A 19,171-nucleotide genomic window follows, 5' to 3' on the forward strand; every position below is an offset into this window, starting at 1 on the left:
ACTAAAATTTTTAAACGTTTAGCGAAATAAATATTTAGACGTTTGGGTCTACTAATTGAATCTACTATTTCTGAGAGAGCAAACATTATGAATACCGTTAAAAAGAACTCTATTGCCCTTACTTTAAGCGCTGTTGTTGCGGGTACCGCGGGGTTAACCGCGACAGACGCAAATGCGAATCCATTTAGTTTTGAAACAATGACCGCTGGTTATCAACTAGACGCTGGTGAAGGCAAATGCGGCGAAGGTAAATGTGGTGGCGATGCCAAAGGCAAAAAAGAAGGCAAATGTGGCGAAGGTAAATGTGGTGGCGACGCCAAAGGCAAAAAAGAAGGCAAATGCGGCGAAGGTAAATGTGGTGGCGACGCTAAAGGCGAAAAAGAAGGCAAATGCGGCGAAGGTAAATGTGGTGGCGACGCTAAAGGCGAAAAAGAAGGCAAATGCGGCGAAGGTAAATGTGGTGGCGACGCTAAAGGCGAAAAAGAAGGCAAATGCGGCGAAGGTAAATGTGGTGGCGACGCTAAAGGCGAAAAAGAAGGCAAATGCGGCGAAGGTAAATGTGGTGGCGACGCTAAAGGCGAAAAAGAAGGCAAATGCGGCGAAGGTAAATGTGGTGGCGACGCTAAAGGCGAAAAAGAAGGCAAATGCGGCGAAGGTAAATGTGGTGGCGACGCTAAAGGCGAAAAAGAAGGCAAATGCGGCGAAGGTAAATGTGGTGGCGACGCTAAAGGCGAAAAAGAAGGCAAATGCGGCGAAGGTAAATGTGGTGGCGACGCTAAAGGCGAAAAAGAAGGCAAATGCGGCGAAGGTAAATGTGGTGGCGACGCTAAAGGCGAAAAAGAAGGCAAATGCGGCGAAGGTAAATGTGGTGGCGACGCTAAAGGCGAAAAAGAAGGCAAATGCGGCGAAGGTAAATGTGGTGGCGACGCTAAAGGCGAAAAAGAAGGCAAATGCGGCGAAGGTAAATGTGGTGGCGACGCTAAAGGCGAAAAAGAAGGCAAATGCGGCGAAGGTAAATGTGGTGGCGACGCTAAAGGCGAAAAAGAAGGCAAATGCGGCGAAGGTAAATGTGGTGGCGACGCTAAAGGCGAAAAAGAAGGCAAATGCGGCGAAGGTAAATGTGGTGGCGACGCTAAAGGCGAAAAAGAAGGCAAATGCGGCGAAGGTAAATGTGGTGGCGACGCTAAAGGCGAAAAAGAAGGCAAATGCGGCGAAGGTAAATGTGGTGGCGACGCTAAAGGCGAAAAAGAAGGCAAATGCGGCGAAGGTAAATGTGGTGGCGACGCTAAAGGCGAAAAAGAAGGCAAATGCGGCGAAGGTAAATGTGGTGGCGACGCTAAAGGCGAAAAAGAAGGCAAATGCGGCGAAGGTAAATGTGGTGGCGACGCCAAAGGCAAAAAAGAAGGCAAATGCGGCGAAGGTAAATGTGGTGGCGACGCTAAAGGCAAAAAAGAAGGCAAATGCGGCGAAGGCAAATGTGGTGGCGACGCCAAAGGCAAAAAAGAAGGTAAGTGCGGCGAAGGCAAATGTGGTGGCGACGCCAAAGGCAAAAAAGAAGGTAAGTGCGGCGAAGGTAAATGTGGTGGTGATGCCAAAGGCAAAAAAGAAGGTAAGTGCGGCGAAGGCAAGTGTGGTGGCGATGCTAAAGGCAAAAAAGAAGGTAAGTGCGGCGAAGGCAAGTGTGGTGGTAACCACTAAGTAGAAACACCATTGTGTTCGACCCAATAGCGCTGCTGGTTATGTTAAGGTAATAGTAGCGCTATTGGGTAATTCCAAAGCGAGCTATGCATACAGCAAAGCCTCGGTGATGCGAGCTTTGGGATCTTTAAAATAATGTCTAAAGTGAGAGAAGTATGACAGTGCAGTTAGGCAAGTTAGGACTCGGTTTGCGCCGTGAAATGGTTGATGACGTGCTCAATACGCCGCCAAAGCAAGTAGACTTTTATGAGGTTGCACCAGAAAACTGGCTAAAATTTGGCGGTAAGCTTGCAAAGCAATTTCAAGCATTGACGCAACAACATACCTTTATCTGTCATGGCTTATCGTTATCGCTAGGTTCACCTGCACCGCTTGATCGCGAATTTTTATCACAACTCAAGACGTTTTTTAACCAGCATAATATCGCTACCTATAGTGAACATCTGAGTTATTGTTCGGGAAAGGGTCATATGTACGATCTGATGCCAATCCCTTTTACTGAAGAAGCAATCCATCATACCGCTAAGCGGATCCGAGCAGTCCAAGAGCATCTAGAACGCCGGATTGCAGTAGAAAATGTCTCTTACTATGCCGCTCCTGGATAAGAAATGTCGGAGTTGGAATTTACCCTTGGGGTATTAGCCGAAGCCGATTGCGATTTGCTACTCGATGTCAACAACATCTATGTCAACGCTATTAACCATGGCTACGATGCTGAACAATTCTTAGCGGCTATGCCAACCGAGCGTATTGTATACGGCCATATCGCAGGCCATTATGTGGAAGCCGAAGACTTACTCGTTGATACACACGGCGCTGAAGTATCTTCGCCGGTGTGGGACTTGTTAGAGAAAGCCTATGAGCTGCATGGGGTGTTCCCGACGTTACTAGAGCGTGATTTTAATATTCCTCCTATGGCAGAATTACTGGCAGAAGCGGGAAAAATTTCAGCAATACAGGCCAAATACGCCAAGCGCTTGGAGTAGGTATAGCTATGTCTTTTGTAAAAACTCAGCAGCAGTTTATGGCGCATATCAGAGATCCAGACAACCAACCTGCACCTGAAGGCATAGAAGATCGGCGCTTAAAAATCTATCAAGAGCTGTTTTTTAATAACGTTGAAGGCTTCGTGAGCAGTGCGTTTCCTGTACTTAAAAGCTTGTATACCAACACAGATTGGTTGATGTTAATTAGGCTGTTTTTTGTTAAGCACGATTGTCATTCGCCATACTTTTTAGAGATTAGCAAAGAGTTTTTGCAGTTTTTACAAACAGAATACGAGCCCACTGAAGCTGATCCTGAGTTCTTGTTAGAGCTTGCTCATTATGAATGGCTAGAGCTAGATGTGGCAACGATCGTTGAGGCAGAGCATGAGCTTTCAATTGAAGTACAAGCGCTTGCAGATGTTGAAATTAGCTTGGCAAGTACAGCCAGAGTTGCACATTATCAATATCCGGTTCATCAGATCAGTGAAACCTTTAGGCCAACTAAAACAGCAGGGCAAACATTTAGCTTTGCATTGTATAGAGACGAAGAGGACGATGTTCAGTTTGTCGCACTAAACCCGATGACGGCCTTAATGTTGTCGGTGATTGAAGCCAATGATGGTATGCAACTCACTGACATTGTGGATGTTATCGCGCAGCAAGTGCCTCAGTTTACTATTGAGCAGCTGCAGCAAGGGGCACAGCATACACTAGCTGAATTCGCGGATCTTGGCATTATCAAAACAAAAAACCTTTAAGCTATTGGCAACATCGACTATTATACGGCCTGTTTTTGTCGTGCTTAAACTCGGACTAGGGCGCTAGTCAATGCTTTCTGCTGCTAGGCAGTTTGCGCGAGTTGTAAAATTAAAGGTAGTATCTATGTCTAAAGGTGACTTTAAAGATCCGTTCAATGCAAAGTATTTCCTAGCATTTGTTGCTGTATTCGCTGGAATTGGCTGTTTAAACGCGATTCTAGGCTGGGCAACAGCGCTTGCATAAGTCAAGCTGAACGTATTTACCAAGAGGCTGCTATATGCAGCCTTTTTCGATTGTATACAGATATATACCAATTAGTCTTAATACTTGCTCAATTTGAAGGAGCAAATCTGACGCTAACTGCGTTAAAAATTTCTCATTTAGAACAACTAAATCGCAAAACTTTCGCCTTGTTATCGACAAGATTTTCTCGCCTCAAAATAGATCACTTAATTAAGCTAATTGGTATAAAATACTCGCTAAATTGTTCGCTTTTCCTCCATCCTGACACACAAAGTCACTCAGTCGGTTTCAACCGGATAGAAAATTGTTATAATCTCACTCTTTTGTAATAAACTTAAAGCAAAGCAATTATGACGACAGAGAATATGTCATTGATCAAAAATAGTATCGCGACGGTTCCTAATTACCCAAAACCTGGGATTATGTTCCGTGACGTGACTTCACTTCTAGCAAATCCAGCTGCGTTTAAGGCAACAATTGATGCGTTCGTTGCGGCTTATAAAGATGGCGGCTTCACTAAAATCATCGGTACTGAATCGCGTGGTTTTATCTTCGGTGCACCATTGGCGTATGAGTTAGGTATTCCTTTTATTCCAGTAAGAAAGCCGGGTAAATTACCGCGTGAAGTGATCAGCCAGTCTTACCAGCTTGAATATGGTGAAGATACGCTTGAATTACACTCAGATGCGATTGAAGCAGGTGATAAAGTGCTACTTGTTGATGATTTACTTGCAACAGGTGGTACTATTGAAGCAACAGCAAAACTGGTTAAGCGCTTAGGCGGTGAAGCTACTGATGCTGCGTTTGTTATTTCATTGCCTGAGCTTGGTGGTGAAAAGAAAATCAATGATCTTGGGATCAAAATCCTTTCACTTGTAGAGTTCGAAGGCGAATAAGCATGAGCTATCAGGTTCTGGCGCGAAAATGGCGTCCGCAAAACTTCCATGAATTAATGGGGCAGGAGCATGTTAAACAAGCTCTGGTCAACGCACTTAATGAAAAGCGTTTACACCATGCCTATTTATTCACCGGAACACGTGGTGTGGGCAAAACAACCATTGCTAGGATCTTTGCTAAAAGCCTTAACTGCGAACAAGGCGTTACTTCAACGCCTTGTGGTCAGTGTAGTGCCTGTACTGAGATTGAAACTGGTAAGTTTATCGATTTAATCGAAATTGATGCGGCTTCTCGTACAAAAGTTGAAGACACGCGAGAAATCTTAGACAACGTACAATATGCACCAACTCGTGGTCGCTACAAGGTTTATCTCATCGATGAAGTGCACATGCTGTCGAAGCACAGTTTTAATGCGCTCCTTAAAACCTTAGAAGAGCCGCCAGAGCATGTAAAATTTTTGCTCGCCACAACCGATCCACAAAAGTTGCCTGTGACTATTCTGTCTCGTTGTTTACAGTTCAACCTGAACGCAATGACGCAAGGGCAAATAGTTGAACAGCTAGAAAAAATCCTCCCGCTAGAGCAAGTTGCCTTTGATCCAGTAGCGCTACAAACGTTAGCGAAAGCCGCTGATGGCAGTATGCGTGACGCTCTAAGTTTGACTGATCAGGCTATTGCACAAACAAATGGCAATTTAACTGTGCCTGCAGTGCAATCTATGCTGGGATTGATGGATAGTGCGCATGCGATCATTTTGCTGTCTGCAATTTTATGCCACGACGGTGAAGCCTTACTCAATGCGATTGAAAAAATAGCACTACAAAATGGTAATTTTGTTAGTGTGCTGGACGATTTAATTGCGTTATTGCATGTTATTCAGCTCACTCAACTCGTGCCTAGTGCTGCGCGATTATCAAATTTTGATAACAACGACATCAAGCTATTTGCCGAGCAATTAGCACCGCAACAGGGCCAGTTGTTGTATCAACTGCTGTTAAATGGCAAAAAAGACCTAAAGTGGGCACCTGAGCCTAAACTTGGGTTTGAGATGGTCATGCTGCGCTTAATGGCGTTCGAAAAAGAAAGTCATAGCGTAGTGCCTTCCGCTCCTGTGAGCCAAGAGACTTCTGAAAAGCAAAGCAAAGTAGGGGATTTACGAGCGCTGTTAAAAAAGCCAACGGAAGATAACGCTACGGTAGCGCCATCACCTCAGGTACAGCCGACAGCAACACCTACATATGCACCAGAAGCAACGACATCAACCGCGCAACAAACAACACAGTATGAGCCGGTGTCGCCAATGCCTGCTGCGCAAAGCCAAGCACCAGTCGCCTCTGTGTCATCTGAGGCGGAGATGGCCAATCAATACGACAACATCATGTCACAGGCGGTAGAGCAGGGGTTCCAAGAACAAGTTCCTGCACATCATCATGAAAGTGCGCCAGTTGATGATGCTGCATACGCGCAAACGGCATCGCAAAACCAAGAGGATTGGTCTCAACCTGAGGTGCAAAACCAAAACGCTTCGGAACCTGCTGCTACAGCAAGTGTTACCGAGCAGCAAAACCAAGCCCAGTCAGCAATCGCACGAATTTTAAAAAATCGTAATATCTCTGGAGCGGGTCGATTGGTGGGAGCCAATGGTGAGGTAAAAAAGTCTGAGGCGCCTAGTGCGCCAATGCCAATAGAGCAAGCGCCAGCCACGACGGTAACCACACCTGAGTATCAGCCTGAGCCGCAACGCGCACAGCCCGCTGCACCTCGCTTAGCACCAAAAAAGCAAAAGAAAGCAGCGTTTCAAGAGCGCCATAAACCTATTACGGAAAATTTAGCACCAGAATTGCTAGAGCAGTTATCACCGGTAAAACAAGATGATAACGAACAAAGTATTCAAGTGGAGATCCCTGCACCGGAAAACTTTGTTAGTCCAATCAGTGACATTAAGTTTGCTCACCAAAGCGACGATTGGGCAAACATGATTGAAAAGATGCAATTAGGTGGTCGAATTCGCCAGTATGCATTACACAGCGTGATAACACAGCAAGGCGCGCAGGTACAATTGCAAGTAGATGCGAGTCAACAACACTTAGACTCCGCAGTGCTGAGAGAGAAACTAACAGAAAGCCTAAGCGCATTATTCGAGCAGCCAATCGAGCTTGAGATTAACTATATCGACACGGTAAATAACACGCCGTTTTTGGTACAGCAACAATTAGATGAGCATAGGCTTGTCCAAGCTAAAGCGGCGATGCGAGACGATCCACTCGTCAGCGCATTTGTCCAAGAATTTGACGCAATGCTTGACGAAAATAGCGTTCAGGCATTGTAATTAAGGGCGTTAGCCCTTATCTTTTATCACAGTAAACCAAATTGAAGTATAAGAGAGCAGAATATGTTTAAAGGCGGAATGGGCAACATCATGAAGCAGGCGCAGCAAATGCAAGAGCGCATGGAAAAAGCCCAAGAAGAGATCAAGAGCCTAGAAGTAACAGGTGAAGCAGGCGCAGGTTTAGTTAAAGTAACTATGCTTGGTAGTCACAACGTACGTCGCGTAGAAATCGACGAAAGCCTAATGGAAGACGATAAAGACATGATCGAAGACCTGCTAGCCGCTGCGGTAAACGATGCAGTTCGTCGCGTAGGTGAAGAAACGCAAAAGCGCATGTCAGAAGTCACCGGCGGCATGCAAATGCCTCCAGGCTTTAAAATGCCGTTTTAATTTAGAATCCCACGAAAATAGCGCCTGAAGGCGCTATTTTTTTGTTTGAAATTTACAGATATCAATCTTTGAATAGGGTCAGTGAGGCCGACCCTATTGATTACTGAATTGCAGCGTAAAGCCCTTTTAATTCAATGTGCTGCTATTGCGACATTTAGAAGCTAAGGTTTTAGGCGTGTAGTCTGTAAGGTTTTTAGCTTTGCCTAAATCTTCGAGATCGACCCATGTCACCTCGTCACCATTTATAAATGCACATTCCACATTGATGGAGTGGATGCTCTCAGGCGTGGTTTGAAAATCCATTAAGTTTTTATCTAAAACTATCAAGTCAGCTATTTTGCCAACTTCAATTGAACCTAACTTATAGGAGAGGTTATGTTGCATTGCAGGAACAATAGTGACGGCCTTTATGGCGTCTTGTATTGATAAGTTACTTTTTCCATCTGTATTTGTACCTAAATACTTTCCTCTGGATGCTAAGAATGGATATTCCCAAGTGTGGCGAGTCATGGCTTGTTCAATAAACCATAGTGGGAATAACGGGCTGATACTCAAATCGCTATGTAACGAGAAGGGGATCCCTGCGGCGAGCTCTTCTTCCATAGGGTCGATCCTATTGCCTCGTAGATCTCCTAATTCATTTCTCATTGATGCTCCCCAGTAGGCCACATGGGCGATTAAATGACTGGGTGTCAAATTCGGAAACGTTTCGCGAGCTTTGAGGTATTTATAAATTGTTTTATTTTCTTTTGTACTTTCATCTATATCATTCACTGTGGAATGAATAATTGTGTGAGCTAGATCAGTAAACGTCTGAGCGACCTGTTTCTCTTTACATGTTGAGGTGTGACGTTTTGCATCACCTGCCATTTGAGTTAGCGCATTAAGTGAATCTGATATAGCTTGATCACCATTTGCGTGAAGATTAAAGTACCAAGGCTGATGTACGCTGCTGTCACAGGTGGGTAAAAATCTAGAGAGATTTTGGACAATTTCGTTTTTGGTATAATCAACATGACCCTTGCCAAACGTGTCACAAAGTCCTGCTTCAGAGTAATCAGTACTTAAATTTGCGCTACAGCCTTGGGTAGAGCCATCTGAGAGTAGCTTAATGCCTTGCGCTGAGTACATACCGTTAAAAGCTTTACTTTCAAAAGGAATATAATCACATTCACTGGGGTTTTTAGGATCATACACACATTGAGCGCGAGCGGCTGTTGCCTCGTCTTGATAGTTGCGCCAATCGTACACAGAGCGAACTCTTGCGGCCGGTTGCAGTTGCTCCATGAGAACTAGATTGATGAAATCGTCTTTCATTTCTGTTGTTGAACCACCGTCTACTAACATGGTTACCCCCTGTTGCGATGAAGTATTGAGCAAGTACTTCATTTTCATCAAAACCTCTTCATTTTCATCTTTATCATATTTAGCTAGCTCCGGTTGCGCTGTATCTAGCGGGCAGCTGGTTGCAGGGGGCGTATTTGGTGCATGGTGTACGAGTGCTGAAATGTCTTTGCTACTAGTGCCTTTTGCTCTTAAAATGGAATTAATAAACAGCATATACGCACTTGGTTCTTTGATGAGGCCAGAGTACTGCCACTTTTTCGAGTCAATCTCTTTGTACTTAGCATTATTCACTATATCTAAGTCGCCATCGCTGAAGCATAAGGTTTTCACGATAAACTGACTGGTTTTTACGTCTTGTTCTGTACCTTCACAAGTCAATGTGTAATCCTCGACGGGGAGTTTAAAGTCAGGGTTCTCTTTTTCAAACTCATCGACTTTTGCTTGAGAAATCATGTCTATCTGTGCTTTTTTGACCACTGTATTGCACAAGCCCACTTGCTCAAATGCAGACATATTGGCGTACGCTAAATGCCCTGATTGGTCAGTCATAAATATAGCTTTGTTACTTTGTGCCGTTTTTAATTTTTGGTTGTCAATTTCGTCAATAGCTTTCATTGGGTATGCAAAAAATTCTCGATTTTCGTTTATACGCTGATCGAAAGGCCTCTTGGCATACTCTTCTTGGACCATTCGTGACGGATCAAGCCCATTTCCAATGTACCATCCAACTTTATTGACGTGGTCGATTACAAATGGCGGACTTGTTGTTACTTTTGCTATTGCTTCATCTAGGTATATAAAGCAGTGCCCCTGTCCATCTTTCGCACTTGAAGCCTGCATATTCGGATAGTAAATCCAGCCGTAATCTTTAGAGAGCTTTTCTTGATATTTGTCTGGCAGACAAGGCATTAAATTTTTTACTCCACTCATTTGCGCCGTTGATTGTAAATGGGCATGAGGTTCTATGAATCCTGGCATTAAGGTTCTGCCATTTAAATTGAAGTAAGATATCTTGGTTTTTGGAGCATGGTTTCTAATTGTTGCTAGCTTCTCCTTTGCGTCGTCGACTGAACCGACGAATGTAATCACACCATTTTCGACCAACACCGCAGGATTATCATCTGCTCCTAAAGAGAAGGGTTTTTTGCTAGCAACAGTGATAATATTGCCACCGAAAAAAAGACTGACTTTAGCGCTAACATCATCGTCTTGTGGTTTATCATCGCTGTTATTTGTTGAACTCGAGCACGCCGAAATCAATAGGGCAGCTGCGAAACATGGGATTATATTACGCTTTTTCATAAAGTTTCCTTTGAAAATTATCTAGATAACGCTATTAAGTAGCTACAAGTTCTGGCTAGCACTCTCATACAGTCAGAAATTAAATGTAATTTTATAGTTGATTTTGCAAGGTGGTAATTACACTAAGTTACGCGCTATTACAGCAATGTTGAGTAGCTACATTTAGACCGCAAAAGTAAGCCCTGAACAAGTGACAGGTGTTAAGCAGGCTCCCTTTAACCTAAATATTTTGGGTTATCTTGAGACCGCATAATTTTACTAGCGAGCTGCATAACATGGCGGGATCAGTTACAGATATCGAAGTGAAGTTCACGAGTATGATTGAACTGAGCATCAAGAAAGTTGAAATAGATGATGAAAAACGGTCTAATAGGCTATAAAGGATACGATGTTAGGTCAGGGAATGAGCGCCGCTGTAACGATATAGCTTGTAAATCAACGCAAGTGAAGTCGCTCGCCTTAATTTTCTCTCGCCGCTTAAATAACGTCTACATTCTAGGTCGAACTAGTTTAGTCTGATCTAACAACGCGTTATGCATACTACGCATATATAATTTATAAAATCATTCCAGCAAAAAGGAGTTGCTCGTGATAGTTAAATACATTTTCACTCTGATTGGGTCCGCACTGTTAATTGGGTCTCTTTTTATGTACAACAGTACCCAAGACTTCCTAAACCGTGCAATCATTACCGAAGGCACAGTGGTAGACCTTATTTATTCCCAGTCTGAAGACTCGGATACCTATACTCCTTTCGTTAAATTCCACACCAAAAATGGCGAAATAGCGGAGTTTGTGTCCTCTACCGGGGGCGGTCCTAACAGATATTCAATAGGAGAGGTTGTAAGCGTCGTTTATCTAGAAGATTCAATCGAAAAAGCTGAAATTAACGATACTTTCTCGCTTTGGGGCGGGGTTATGATCTTAGCTGGAATAGGCTCCGTATTTTTTCTAATTGGACTTTCAATTATCTTATTTGGCGCGTCAAAAAATAAGAAGGTGAAGTATCTAAAGGAAAAAGGGACACCAGTGGTCACGTCTTAGTTGATTGATAATCAGTTGGTCGTTGTGAGTGACATGCATATGCTCATGCTTAGGTTGCTTTTTATGGCAGTCCAAGCAAAGTGCGCGTAAGTTACTTATAGAGTTATCTGTTTTTACACCATTGATGTGATGGGTATGTAAAAGTCGTTTATATTGACTAAGCTCAACCCCGCACTGCTCACAAGTGTAGTGGTCAACTAATTTTGGCCACAGTTTTAGAATCTTGGTATCTAACCTCAGATTCATTTGGCGCTAAACCAGCATTATAATGATGAGGCCTAACGTTGTTATAATATCCGTTGATATAATCACTCACACCATATTTAGCATCTTTAAAGTTTTCGTATCCAACCTTTGGCATCCACTCCGTTTTAAAGCTTCTAAAAAATCGCTCCATTGGCGCATTATCCCAACAATTTCCGCGCCTGCTCATACTTTGTGTAATTTTATAGCGCCATAAACGTTGGCGGTACTTCAAGCTTGTATAATGGCTTCCTTGGTCTGAGTGAAACATCAATCCACTTGGTTTACCTCTGCTTTCATACGCGAGTTCAAGCGCTTTTAGCGTTAAGCTAGTATCTGGCGACAACGACATTGCCCAACCAACGACTTTACGTGCAAATAAATCAACAACGACCGCTAAATAGGCCCAGCGATTGCCTGTCCAAATATACGTCACATCACCGCACCACACCGTATTCGGCTCAACAACATCAAACTGCCTGTCTAGCAAATTTGGGATTTCAAGATGCTCATTACCACCCCTTTTATATTGATGTTGTGGTACTTGGCAGCTCTCTAGTTTTAGTTTAACCATTAGCTTAGCGGCGCGATAACGGCTTAATTCAAAATCGTTATTCGTTGCGATTGCTGCGATTGTCCGTGCCCCAGCTGAACCGCCGCTCATTGCATGTATGGCTTTAACTTCAGCTTCTAGCCTTATTTGCTCTGGTGTAGGCGTTGTATCCCGTATGGCCCAATATTTATAGCTGCTGCGATGCACATTGAATACGCTACACAACACGCTAATTGGGTAACGCTCTCGTTGATTTAATTTCTCAATTAACGAGAATTGTTCAGGGAGTCGGACATCAAGAGAGCGGTAGCCTTTTTTAATATATCCTTTTCTAATTCAATGCGTTGGATTTGCTTTTTAAGTTCGCGGATTTCAATTTGTTCAGGTGTCATTGGTGACGCTGTGGGGGTCTGGCCATTCCGCTCTTGCTTCAATTGAGTTACCCACTTACTTACAGTTGATTTACCAACCCCCATAGCCTTAGCTGCATCTTCTTGTGTGTAGCCTTGGTCAACTACAAGTTGAGCTGTTTCTAATTTGATTGCCGCAGAATAGGTTGCGCGTTTTAATTTCGTCATTTTTTCACCCAAATTTGTATGCAAATAGCATAACATTTCTTTCTTAATGGGTGGCCAAATTAACTATGCCACTACAGTGGCTAAGTTTCAGAGTGTTGAAGTTAACCGTAGAATAGAGTTTAACGGCAAAAACCCTTACCAAATTTGTGCACAATGGAGAAACCCATCAACATCGCAATTGCATATTTTTAATAGTGATAATATATGGTTTGATCCAACCAATCACATAGACCGAGAAGAGATAACGGTGTTAATTGAAGAAGGAAACCCGAGCAAATACCATGTGGATATTTCATTTCTCCCAAAGGTCGCGTCTTAATCTTATGAAAGCGGACGGATCGTAACTACAACACTAAGTATGTAAAGTTCACTTGGGTTGAGTTTGCAAATCTATTCGAAATAGCGCTTAATAAGGCGCTATTTTTGTCTGTATACGGAAGTAAGATGAGTAAACGTGCACTGGTTTTTCCGCCCAATTTTAAGTTGGTTTTGTACGCTATGGCGGTGATGTGCCTCGTACAGGTGTTGGGGGGGATTTTTGGCTTATCCGTCTATCGTTTTGGGATTGTACCGCATAATGTGCATCATTTGAGTGGTGTGTTAACCGCGCCTTTTGTGCATGGTAGTTGGGGGCATTTGCTGAGTAACTTGCTCGGCTTAAGTATTAGCGGCTATTTGGCTGCAAGATTACCAAGGTTTAAGCGAGCTACTTTTTTTATTGTGGTTGCTACAGGGCTGTTGGTTTGGCTGTTTGCTGGGCATGCTAATCACATTGGTGCATCAGGCATTGTAATGGGTTACTTTGGCTTACTGCTGGGAGCTGCGCTATTCAATCGCGATGTGCTTGGTATTGTTAGTTTTATAGCTCTGCTGGTATTGACTTATTATGCCAATATTAGTTTTTTAGCGACGTTATTTGATTTTTCGGCGCAGACGAGTAGTTCAAGCCATATTTTTGGGTTTTTAAGCGGATTATGCGGGGCATACTTAACCAAGCAAAAGCGTATTGCTCGGCGTTAAAGCAGCATAACCTACCAGTGACGGCAGGTTATGCTTTGGGATTTAATTTATTACCAAATACGCACGCGCTCTTCAGGTGCTAGGTACAGTTTGTCACCCGGTTTAACGTCAAACGCTTTATACCATGCATCATGGTTGCGAGGTGCAAGCGCTCTAAATTGACCCGGTGCGTGTGTACCTGCGCGTAGCTGGTTTAGCATGCTTTGCTCTGTACGCTTTTCTTTCCATACTTGTGCCCAAGCAAGGAAGAAACGTTGATCGCCAGTCAAGCCATCAATCACCGGTGCTTCTTTGCCGTTTAGGCTCAGTTTATATGCATGATAAGCCATTGCAAGGCCGCCTACGTCACCGATGTTTTCGCCAAGGCTGTTACGACCATTCACAAAGTTACCCTCAATAGGCTCATATTGGTTGTACTGTGCCGCGAGCTTGTCTGCTTTTTCTTCGAAAGCAGCGCGATCTGAATCGGTCCACCAGTTACGTTGAATACCGTTGGCATCTGATTTAGAACCTTGGTCGTCAAAGCCGTGGCCCATTTCGTGCCCTATCACCGCGCCAATACCGCCGTAGTTTACTGCAGGATCTGCATTTGGGTCGAAGAATGGCGGTTGTAGAATTGCCGCTGGGAAAACGATTTCATTAAACGAGCTGTTGTAATAGGCGTTAACGCGTTGTGGAGTCATTCCCCAGCGGTTACGATCGGTTTTTTCAAGCTCTTTGGCGATGCTGTCATTGCGGAAAAACTCACGTAGGTTTTTCACATTTGTCATTAAGTTATCACGGGTTAGGGTTAACCCATCAAATGATTGCCATTTGTCAGGGTAGCCAATCTTAGGAGTAAATGCGGCAAGTTTTGCTTGAGCATTTACTTTTGTTTCTTCACCCATCCAGTCTAGGCCTTCAATCCTTTCACCGAGCGCGGTGCGTAGGTTTTCAACCAATTCTGACATTTGTTTTTTAGAAGACTCTGGGAAGTAACGGGCAACGTAAACTTTACCAATTGCAAAGCCAAGCGAAGTAGTACCAGACATTTCGCTGATAGCGCGTTTCCAACGAGCACGTGGTTCTTGTTGACCACTTAAATGTTTGCCATAAAATTCAAAGTTAGTATTGAAGGTATCTTCAGACAGCAGCGACGCATTGCCGCTAACTGCATGATAAGTTAGATAGTCTTTCCAAACGGCCAAGTCTTCAGAGTTGATAAGCGCAATCATTGCTTTGATCGGCTCTGGCTGAGACATATTTAGCTGAGGCACTTTGTAGCCTGTTTCAGCAAAATATAAATCCCAATTAAAGCTTGGGTATAGTGTTGCTAGCTCGTCACGTTTAACTTGATTTAATGTCAGGTCACGGTTTCTGCGTTTTTCACGTGGCCAGTGGCCCTCAGCAATTTTAGTTTCAAGTGCAAGAATGGCTTCTGCGCGCTCAGTCGGTTTGTCTTTACCCGCAAATTTAAGCATATCTGCAATATGCGTAACGTATGCTTCGCGAGTTTTAACAAAACGCTCTGCTTCTTCTAAATAGTAAGAGCGGTCTGGTAGTCCAAGTCCGCCAGCACCCATCGACATCTCATATTTATTTGGGTCTAGACGGTTAAACCACATACCACCGCCTATCGGCGCATTGACGCCAGTTAGCCAAGATTGTCCAAATGCTTTGGTGAGGCCGTCAGTGTTACTAATGGCGTCAATGTCAGCAAGTAGTGGTTGAATAGGTTTAATGCCAAGCTTATTTAGGGTTTCCACATCCATATAAGCATTGTAAAAATCGGCAATCAGCTGCTCTTCGGCATTAAGGTTTTTACCGTTAGCAATTTCTTCGATAATGGTTTTTACTTGTTCTTCACTGCGTTCAGCAAGTGCTGAGAATGCACCAAAACGCGTTTTGTCTGCTGGCATTTCGTAGTTTTTGTACCAAGTGCCGCTGGCGTACATAAAGAAATCATCACCTGGTTTTACACTTTCATCGCGTGCACTAAGGTCAACACCAAAGCTGCCAAGTTCAGCCTTACCAGTTGCTACAGCTGCGTTTTCTGTTTTTTGGGCTTCACTTGTTGTGACTTGTGGCTCAGAGCAAGCCGTCAGCATGATGGCTGTAAGCGCACTCGCTATTATCGTTTTTTTCATTATGTAGTCTCTATTTGGTTCGAGAAGTAGGCCCGACAGCTGTGTTATTGTACTTACTATCGGGAATGTAGCCATTGTCGAGCGAATACGCTTTTGCTGCAAGCATTTGAGTCGAATTGTTGGGAAACTCGCGATGAATGTTTTTTTAAACTGTAAAAGGAGTGGAAGGGAATGAAATAGGATCAAGCTTTAAATCAACAACAATATCCCTTATCATTTCGGCATTGTTATCAGTGTTTTTGCACTGCATGGGCCACAAGAAACGAATTTATGCAATTATCACCAAGTTTAACGGCGCTTATTGAAGCGCTGCGTTGTTTACCTGGCATTGGGCCTAAGTCCGCGCAGCGTATTGCCTTTCATTTGTTAGAGCGAGACAGAGAGGGCGGCAACCAGCTGGGGCAAAGCCTGACGCATGCGATGCAAGCCATTGGTCATTGCTCAAGCTGCCGAACATTTAGTGAGGTTGAGGTGTGTGATATCTGCCAAAGTATCAAGCGCCAAGACACAGGGCTGCTTTGTGTGGTTGAATCACCAACGGATGTATTGGCGATAGAACAAACGGGCCAATTTAATGGCGTGTATTTTGTACTGATGGGGCATTTATCGCCTCTGGATGGAATTGGCCCCAATGAAATCGGCCTTGATGTTCTTGAGCGTAAGCTAAGTGCTGGCAATATTAACGAAGTTATCTTAGCGACAAACCCAACGGTAGAAGGCGAGGCAACGGCACACTATATTTCTGAGTTATGTCATAAATATCAAGTTGAAGCGTCGCGTATTGCTCACGGTATGCCTGTTGGCGGTGAGCTTGACCTGGTAGACGGTATGACGTTAATGCATGCGTTTAGCGGGCGCAAGAAGCTCCAATCTTAACGCTTCTTACTTAAAGCCCTGTTTTTGGAGTAATTGAATCTAAAAAATAGGGCGATTTGTTAAAAATTTTGTTCAGTCTCTTGAAAGTTTTCTCTCTTCCCCCATATACCTAGCATATTGATAAAGAACACTGCATTAATTGCTTATATTGGAGAGAACAATGTCCGCAGCTCAAAAAGAAACATTAGGCTTTCAAACAGAAGTCAAACAATTATTAAACCTAATGATCCACTCTTTGTACTCAAACAAAGAGATCTTTTTACGCGAATTAGTATCTAACGCTTCAGACGCGGCTGACAAACTACGTTATTTAGCTTTGCAAAATGGTGACCTTTACGAAGGTGACGCAGAGCTACGTGTTCGCTTAAGCGTAAACAAAGATGCAAAAACCATTACCATTTCTGACAATGGTATTGGTATGACGCGTGACGAAGTGATCAGCTCATTAGGTACCATCGCAAAATCTGGTACAGCTGATTTCTTTAAAAACCTAACAGGCGACCAAGCAAAAGACTCGCAGCTGATTGGTCAATTCGGTGTTGGTTTCTATTCTGCATTCATTGTTGCTGATAAAGTAACGGTTCGTACGCGTAAAGCCGGAGAGTCAGAAGCGGTTGAATGGGAATCGCAAGGTGAAGGCGACTTCACGATTGCTGAAATCGAAAAAGCTGAGCGTGGTACAGAGATCACACTACATCTTCGTGAAGAAGAAATTGAGTTCCTTGAAACTTATCGCCTTCGCGGTATTGTGACTAAATATTCAGATCACATTTCAATTCCTGTTGAACTTTACAAAGACCCAGTTCCTGAGTCTGAAAGCCCAGATGGCGAGAAAATTGAAGCGCAACCTGGCGAGTGGGAAGCGATCAACAAAGCTACAGCGCTTTGGACTCGCGATAAATCAGAGATCAGCGACGAAGAATATAAAGAATTCTACAAGCATGTTGGTCATGATTGGGAAGAGCCACTCACTTGGGCACACAATAAAGTAGAGGGTAAAACTGAATACACCAGCCTACTTTATATCCCTAAAAAGGCACCTTTCGATTTATACAATCGTGAGCGTCAAGCTGGCCTTAAGCTTTATGTACAACGCGTGTTCATCATGGATGACGCCGAGCAGTTTATGCCAAGCTACCTGCGCTTTGTTAAAGGCTTACTAGATTCTAACGATTTACCGCTTAACGTATCTCGTGAGATCCTACAAGACAACAAGATCACTCAAGCTATTCGTAAAGGCTGTACATCTCGTGTACTTAAAATGCTTGAGCGCATGGGCAAAAACAAACCAGAAGATTACCAAGCATTCTGGAATGAGTTTGGTAATGTGATCAAAGAAGGTCCTGCTGAAGATTTTGCAAACAAGGATGCTATTGCAAAACTATTGCGCTTTAGCTCTACACATACTGATGAGAAAACGCAAAATGTTTCTCTTGAGCAGTACATTGAGCGCATGAAAGAAGGCCAAGATAAGATTTACTATGTTGTGGCTGATAGCTTCGAAGCTGCGAAAAGCTCACCGCATCTTGAAATCTTCCGTAAGAAAGGTATTGAAGTTCTGTTACTGTCAGATCGCGTTGATGAGTGGATGATGAGCCACCTCACTGAATTCAACGAGAAGCCACTTCAGTCAATCACGCGTGGTGACCTTGACTTAGGTGATATGGATGATGAAGAAACGAAGAAAGCACACGAAGAAAGTGAGAAGGAAGTTGAAGGGCTAGTTGAGCGAGTGAAAACAGCACTTGGCGATAAAGTGAAAGAAGTACGCTTTACTCACCGCTTAACAGATTCTCCAGCGTGTGTGGTTGCAGACGATCATGACATGAGCTCACAAATGCAAAAGCTAATGGAGCAGGTGGGTCAAGCCGTGCCTGAGTCTAAGCCGGTATTTGAACTTAACCCAGAGCACCAATTGGTTAAGCATTTGAATAACGAACAAGACGAAGACAAGTTTGGACAATGGGCAGAAGTACTACTAGACCAAGCAATGCTTGCAGAGCGTGGTAGCCTGAAAGATCCAGCGGGCTTTGTAAGCCGTCTTAATAAGCTAATGCTAGATCTACAAAAGTAAAATTAATTAAGTAATAAATTAGTATAACGAATTGAAAAAGCCGGTCATTGTTAAGTGACCGGCTTTTTTGTGTTTGTTGATGAGAGTATATAGTGAGGCTATAGACTCTTCAGTGCGCCAACGACTTCTTCGTAGTTTGGCTCTTTTGCTAAATTTTCTACCAGCTGCTTGTAAACAATTTTGTGTTCCTTATCTAGCACAAAAATCGCGCGACTGAGCAGGCCCATATCTTTAATCAACAAACCATAGTTTTCACCAAAAGAATGCCATACGGCGTCTGATAATGTTTTAACCTTGTCGATATTTTCTGCTTTGCAAAAGCGCTTTTGCGCAAACGGCAAGTCCGCACTAATCGTCAACATGGCAACATCAGGAAATTGGCTTGCTACTTTCTCATTAAAATGTTTTGTTTGTAGGCTACAAGTGCCTGTATCTAGGCTTGGTACAACGCTAATTAAAATAGCACGACTTTCAAAATCTTTCAGAGTAACTGGGCTGAAGTCAGCATCGGCAACCTTAAAATCCGGTGCAGCCTGACCTTGCTTTACACCATTACCAAGCAATACCACCGCTTTACCTTGCGCTTTTACCTTGCCCATATCTACCGAGTTTTCAGGTAAATCATAAGCCGATGAAATCGCACTAAACAGACCACTCGCTAAAACTAACGCTTTCAGCATAAAGTATTCCTTTTGAAGTTAACTTA

15 protein-coding genes and 1 pseudogene are annotated in these 19,171 nt (G+C 43.5%); 11 read left to right on the forward strand and 5 right to left on the reverse strand.

From position 1 onward, the window contains the following. Positions 1 to 87: 87 nt before the first annotated feature. The 6 genes and pseudogenes from PPIS_RS25855 to PPIS_RS02765 all read left to right on the forward strand — a co-directional run bounded on the left by PPIS_RS25855 (position 88) and on the right by PPIS_RS02765 (position 7,302). Positions 88 to 1,698 carry an HvfA family oxazolone/thioamide-modified RiPP metallophore gene (locus PPIS_RS25855; RefSeq protein ID WP_456320052.1) on the forward strand — a complete coding sequence of 537 codons (1,611 nt, stop codon included), beginning with the start codon at positions 88 to 90 and terminating at the stop codon, positions 1,696 to 1,698. A gap of 155 nt (positions 1,699 to 1,853) precedes the next feature. Further along, positions 1,854 to 2,684: pseudogene (locus PPIS_RS02745) on the forward strand (HvfB family MNIO-type RiPP peptide maturase). An 8-nt stretch (positions 2,685 to 2,692) separates the two neighbouring features. Further along, positions 2,693 to 3,442 carry an HvfC family RiPP maturation protein gene (locus tag PPIS_RS02750; protein ID WP_010368996.1) on the forward strand — a complete coding sequence of 250 codons (750 nt, stop codon included), beginning with the start codon at positions 2,693 to 2,695 and terminating at the stop codon, positions 3,440 to 3,442. A 594-nt stretch (positions 3,443 to 4,036) separates the two neighbouring features. Further along, on the forward strand, positions 4,037 to 4,582 hold the full coding sequence (apt, locus tag PPIS_RS02755; protein WP_010368992.1) for an adenine phosphoribosyltransferase: 546 nt from the start codon (positions 4,037 to 4,039) through the stop codon (positions 4,580 to 4,582). 2 nt (positions 4,583 to 4,584) lie between these two features. Continuing rightward, on the forward strand, positions 4,585 to 6,912 hold the full coding sequence (gene dnaX / locus PPIS_RS02760) for a DNA polymerase III subunit gamma/tau (protein ID WP_010368990.1): 2,328 nt from the start codon (positions 4,585 to 4,587) through the stop codon (positions 6,910 to 6,912). Positions 6,913 to 6,975: 63 nt separating this feature from the next. Continuing rightward, entirely contained in the window at positions 6,976 to 7,302 is a 327-nt protein-coding gene (locus PPIS_RS02765; protein ID WP_010368987.1) for a YbaB/EbfC family nucleoid-associated protein, read from the forward strand. A gap of 126 nt (positions 7,303 to 7,428) precedes the next feature. Here PPIS_RS02765 and PPIS_RS02770 read toward each other — a convergent pair whose 3' ends face one another. Then, positions 7,429 to 9,951, reverse strand: coding sequence for an amidohydrolase family protein (locus PPIS_RS02770; protein ID WP_010368985.1), 2,523 nt, complete (start codon positions 9,949 to 9,951; stop codon positions 7,429 to 7,431). Positions 9,952 to 10,599: 648 nt separating this feature from the next. Here PPIS_RS02770 and PPIS_RS02775 point away from each other — a divergent pair. Then, positions 10,600 to 10,995 carry a DUF3592 domain-containing protein gene (locus PPIS_RS02775; RefSeq protein ID WP_249031243.1) on the forward strand — a complete coding sequence of 132 codons (396 nt, stop codon included), beginning with the start codon at positions 10,600 to 10,602 and terminating at the stop codon, positions 10,993 to 10,995. Here the strand turns inward: PPIS_RS02775 and PPIS_RS02780 are convergent. After that, a complete protein-coding gene (locus PPIS_RS02780; protein WP_096040863.1) occupies positions 10,960 to 11,241 on the reverse strand; it encodes an HNH endonuclease in 282 nt (93 codons plus the stop codon). The genes PPIS_RS02775 and PPIS_RS02780 overlap by 36 nt on opposite strands. Continuing rightward, positions 11,189 to 12,369, reverse strand: a protein-coding gene (locus tag PPIS_RS02785) for an IS3 family transposase (protein ID WP_096040897.1) whose coding sequence is annotated in 2 segments (ribosomal slippage) — positions 11,189 to 12,111 and positions 12,111 to 12,369 — 1,182 coding nt in all. Because the reading frame shifts where the segments join, the coding sequence is not laid out codon by codon here. The genes PPIS_RS02780 and PPIS_RS02785 overlap by 53 nt, the downstream gene beginning before the upstream one ends. A gap of 76 nt (positions 12,370 to 12,445) precedes the next feature. On the opposite strand from PPIS_RS02785, the gene PPIS_RS02790 reads away from it, so the two are divergent. Further along, on the forward strand, positions 12,446 to 12,688 hold the full coding sequence (locus PPIS_RS02790) for a hypothetical protein (RefSeq protein WP_248694180.1): 243 nt from the start codon (positions 12,446 to 12,448) through the stop codon (positions 12,686 to 12,688). Between the two features lie 125 nt (positions 12,689 to 12,813). Continuing rightward, entirely contained in the window at positions 12,814 to 13,389 is a 576-nt protein-coding gene (locus PPIS_RS02795; protein WP_010375382.1) for a rhomboid family intramembrane serine protease, read from the forward strand. Between the two features lie 50 nt (positions 13,390 to 13,439). Here PPIS_RS02795 and PPIS_RS02800 read toward each other — a convergent pair whose 3' ends face one another. After that, the gene (locus PPIS_RS02800; RefSeq protein WP_010375384.1) at positions 13,440 to 15,515 is read right to left on the reverse strand and encodes a M13 family metallopeptidase; all 2,076 of its coding nucleotides are present in this window, start codon (positions 15,513 to 15,515) and stop codon (positions 13,440 to 13,442) included. A gap of 270 nt (positions 15,516 to 15,785) precedes the next feature. Between PPIS_RS02800 and recR the strand changes: the two genes are divergently transcribed. Both recR and htpG read left to right on the forward strand, forming a co-directional pair. Further along, positions 15,786 to 16,391, forward strand: coding sequence for a recombination mediator RecR (gene recR / locus PPIS_RS02805; RefSeq protein ID WP_010375386.1), 606 nt, complete (start codon positions 15,786 to 15,788; stop codon positions 16,389 to 16,391). Positions 16,392 to 16,551: 160 nt separating this feature from the next. Then, positions 16,552 to 18,465: a molecular chaperone HtpG gene (htpG, locus tag PPIS_RS02810; RefSeq protein WP_010375387.1), complete on the forward strand. Its 1,914-nt coding sequence runs from the start codon at positions 16,552 to 16,554 to the stop codon at positions 18,463 to 18,465. Positions 18,466 to 18,563: 98 nt separating this feature from the next. Here htpG and tpx read toward each other — a convergent pair whose 3' ends face one another. Then, the gene (tpx, locus tag PPIS_RS02815) at positions 18,564 to 19,145 is read right to left on the reverse strand and encodes a thiol peroxidase (protein ID WP_010375389.1); all 582 of its coding nucleotides are present in this window, start codon (positions 19,143 to 19,145) and stop codon (positions 18,564 to 18,566) included. Positions 19,146 to 19,171 lie beyond the last annotated feature (26 nt).

It is taken from the genome of Pseudoalteromonas piscicida (assembly GCF_000238315.3).
Lineage (GTDB): Bacteria > Pseudomonadota > Gammaproteobacteria > Enterobacterales > Alteromonadaceae > Pseudoalteromonas > Pseudoalteromonas piscicida.

Coding starts and splice junctions, on each gene's coding strand:
- PPIS_RS25855 (WP_456320052.1), top strand. CDS start 88: ATGAATACCGTTAAAAAGAACTCTATTGCCCTTACTTTAAGCGCTGTT.
- PPIS_RS02750 (WP_010368996.1), top strand. CDS start 2,693: ATGTCTTTTGTAAAAACTCAGCAGCAGTTTATGGCGCATATCAGAGAT.
- apt (WP_010368992.1), top strand. CDS start 4,037: ATGACGACAGAGAATATGTCATTGATCAAAAATAGTATCGCGACGGTT.
- dnaX (WP_010368990.1), top strand. CDS start 4,585: ATGAGCTATCAGGTTCTGGCGCGAAAATGGCGTCCGCAAAACTTCCAT.
- PPIS_RS02765 (WP_010368987.1), top strand. CDS start 6,976: ATGTTTAAAGGCGGAATGGGCAACATCATGAAGCAGGCGCAGCAAATG.
- PPIS_RS02770 (WP_010368985.1), bottom strand. CDS start 9,951: ATGAAAAAGCGTAATATAATCCCATGTTTCGCAGCTGCCCTATTGATT.
- PPIS_RS02775 (WP_249031243.1), top strand. CDS start 10,600: ATGTACAACAGTACCCAAGACTTCCTAAACCGTGCAATCATTACCGAA.
- PPIS_RS02780 (WP_096040863.1), bottom strand. CDS start 11,241: ATGAATCTGAGGTTAGATACCAAGATTCTAAAACTGTGGCCAAAATTA.
- PPIS_RS02795 (WP_010375382.1), top strand. CDS start 12,814: ATGAGTAAACGTGCACTGGTTTTTCCGCCCAATTTTAAGTTGGTTTTG.
- PPIS_RS02800 (WP_010375384.1), bottom strand. CDS start 15,515: ATGAAAAAAACGATAATAGCGAGTGCGCTTACAGCCATCATGCTGACG.
- recR (WP_010375386.1), top strand. CDS start 15,786: ATGCAATTATCACCAAGTTTAACGGCGCTTATTGAAGCGCTGCGTTGT.
- htpG (WP_010375387.1), top strand. CDS start 16,552: ATGTCCGCAGCTCAAAAAGAAACATTAGGCTTTCAAACAGAAGTCAAA.
- tpx (WP_010375389.1), bottom strand. CDS start 19,145: ATGCTGAAAGCGTTAGTTTTAGCGAGTGGTCTGTTTAGTGCGATTTCA.